Below are 2,238 nucleotides of genomic sequence, written 5' to 3' on the forward strand. Positions count from 1 at the left end.
CTTATCGTGTACTGCGCATTTCGAGGACGGTTCTTCGCTTCCCGGTGTGTTTGATGAAGACAACGCGGTCAAATTTTCTAACCCATCAGGCAAGACGTGCGTGATGCTCAAGTTTGAAGAGCAAGCATTCGCAGAGTCCTCCTCTCTGACCGAGAGTCTTCTGAATACAATTTTAGGATAAGGATCATCCTATGACAGAGCCGTACATTGTCGCGGGTAGCTACGTTGTTCAGCGTGAGCATGCCTTGCGAGACTCACCCCTCGATAGAGCGTTAGAGCTAATGGAGGGCGCTGCACTGAGATTTTCTTTGGATGCCATCTCTGACGAAAAAATCAGGGCTAGCTATCTGAGGAACATTAAACGCATGTCTCAGCAAACGATGGAGGACGTGAAAGCAGGAAAGATAACAGCGCAAGAAGGTGTAGCGTTCAGCCATGAAATGCGAAACAAAATTCTGGTGGAGCATCGTAAGTGGACTTCTGCGCAGGGCCTGGCGGTAGTACAAAGGAAGAAAAAAGACGGTAGGACACTGAAATGGCTTTTGGATCGTTACTCCAACGAACTCTTCAAGAAAAGTTATGAAAGCCTTTCAGCTGCAGAGCAAAAGAAGGTTCATTACACCATTTTGGAAGCCGCTGGCCGGGATGATGCCAAGTTCACGAAAGGCACTAAAAAAATGCTGATCATGGGCAAGCTTGGCGTTCTCGTAACCGCTGCGCTGGCAACTTATCAAATCCTGAATGCCGAAAACAAACCCAAAGAAACCGCCCGACAAGGCATCATTGTCGGAGGAGGCGCGTTAGGCGGGGTACTGGCTGGGATGGGCGTCAGTGCATTATGTGGCCCAGGAGCACCAGTTTGCGCAATTGCCGTCGTCTTGGTTGGATCCGTAGCCGGTGGCGTCGCGGGCGGCGTGGTAGCGGACTCGCTTGATGAGGAACTAGAGGAGTTTTCGCATTGGGACATTTTCTGACCGAGCCGCAACTGACAGAGGTCAGATCCGCACTGTCTGAGCCATTCAACTATTTTCCGACCGATTACGACTATGTCGCCCGCCAAGTCAAAGGCATAGATCCTGACGTGCTGTGCGAAATTTTTTTTTCGGAGGTAGCGCCAGTGTGCTTCTCCAACATTGGTGCAGCCTTGCCCTCTGTCTGGACAGGATTTGACCCCGACTGGCTCAGAGTTACGATCGAGGAAAGGCTGGCGGCGCGTGAGCATAATTGGCTACGCAGGCAATTCGATAAGGTGCTGGTTCTATGGTTGAAATACAACTACGACTATATGTGGAAGGAGATTGCTTGCAGACTTTGAGAACCAAAACACCAATCCTGAATGCCCGAGATCTTGGGCCATAAGCGGTCTGCAAAGTTATTAGAAGGGGTTCGAATCCCTATATCTTTGCCGTTTGCGAGTGCTTTCATGGGGTTATTGGAATCGAGCAAATTTCCTGAGTTCTTTCCAGATGTAACCGTAGCTGTAGCGTAGCCATGCAACTTTTAACCGGTCGAAGCTGCGCCGTAGCCAACTCCTTTCTCGTGCTCTGAGTTCCTTGGCTATTTCATCTAGTAGCCATTCATCCTGAAAACCTGTCCATATAGGAGGGACGGGCGTTTCAAGGTTGCTGAAACACACGGGCGCGACCTCAGAGTACAAGATGTCTTCAACGACCTTTGGGTCATAATCCCGGATTCGCTCTGCGATAGAGTCGTAGTCGACAACGCTGTCTACGAACGTCTCTGCCAGTGCAATCTGGATGTTCGCTCGTTCCGCAGGAGTTAAAATATGTCCCAATGGGCCAGCTCCTCTGACATAGCATCGACTCCTTTCGAAAAAGAAAAGCATAGTACCGATAATGCCTCGGGTGGGCGTTGATTGCAGTGTGCTTAGAAAACGCTGTAGTGCAGTGTGTTCTCAAGGAGTTAGCCTGACTTGTCAGGGCTGCGGCTCGACTTCGCCAATCCCATTATCGTCACGACGGGAGTGGTTTTTGACAGTGTCGGTAGTGTCCGAATTGGAGCTGAAATTGGCTGCTTAAAAATTGCTACAGAGACAAAAGGCAAGAAACGAGATTCTGCGAATGAAAAACTCACTGGTACGTAACTGGTACAAGTGGTTTTGGGATGGCTTTTGGGCCTTTATTTCAAGGGGGAAGGCTGATTGTCTATCCGATCCATCATGGGCGCGACGGAGAAACGGCTGTCTCTTATACACATCTCCGAGCCCACGAAAGGGGG

The 2,238-nt window shown here is 50.0% G+C and carries 3 protein-coding genes and 1 pseudogene; 3 read left to right on the top strand and 1 reads right to left on the bottom strand.

The window, feature by feature from the left end:
• From DXT77_RS29975 to DXT77_RS00040, 3 genes and pseudogenes are all read left to right on the top strand, one after another.
• Positions 1–181: pseudogene (locus DXT77_RS29975) on the top strand (hypothetical protein); the annotation flags it as partial.
• Positions 182–191: 10 nt separating this feature from the next.
• Positions 192–974 (top strand): hypothetical protein, encoded by a 783-nt coding sequence (locus DXT77_RS00035; RefSeq protein ID WP_119426118.1) that lies wholly within the window; start codon positions 192–194, stop codon positions 972–974.
• Complete coding sequence (locus DXT77_RS00040) at positions 959–1,315, top strand: hypothetical protein (RefSeq protein ID WP_119426119.1); 357 nt, start codon at positions 959–961, stop codon at positions 1,313–1,315. Before DXT77_RS00035 ends, DXT77_RS00040 begins: the two co-directional genes overlap by 16 nt.
• Before the next feature lie 114 nt (positions 1,316–1,429).
• Here DXT77_RS00040 and DXT77_RS30010 read toward each other — a convergent pair whose 3' ends face one another.
• Positions 1,430–1,795, bottom strand: coding sequence for a hypothetical protein (locus DXT77_RS30010; protein ID WP_119426120.1), 366 nt, complete (start codon positions 1,793–1,795; stop codon positions 1,430–1,432).
• Positions 1,796–2,238: the final 443 nt, after the last annotated feature.

It is taken from the genome of Pseudomonas sp. 91RF, from assembly GCF_003576265.1.
Classification (GTDB): domain Bacteria; phylum Pseudomonadota; class Gammaproteobacteria; order Pseudomonadales; family Pseudomonadaceae; genus Aquipseudomonas; species Aquipseudomonas kribbensis.